At 53.0% G+C, this 234-nt stretch carries 1 rRNA gene; it reads left to right on the top strand.

The annotated features are described in order from the left end of the window. Positions 1–234, top strand: a 23S ribosomal RNA gene (locus QN399_RS26690); the annotation flags it as partial.

Here is a 234-nt window from a genome sequence, read left to right on the forward strand (position 1 = left end):
TAGTACGAGAGGACCGGAGAGGACGAACCTCAGGTGTTCCGGTTGTCACGCCACTGGCATTGACGCGTAGCTACGTTCGGAATAGATAACCGCTCAAAGCATCTAAGCGGGAAACAAGCCTCAAGATGAGATCTCACTGGGACCTTGAGTCCCCTGAACGGCCGTCGAAGACTAAGACGTTGATAGGGTGGGGGTGTAAGCGCTGTGAGGCGTTGAGCTAACCAATACTAATTG

It is taken from the genome of Pseudomonas sp. 10C3 (assembly GCF_036346185.1).
In the GTDB taxonomy this organism is placed as follows: Bacteria; Pseudomonadota; Gammaproteobacteria; order Pseudomonadales; family Pseudomonadaceae; genus Aquipseudomonas.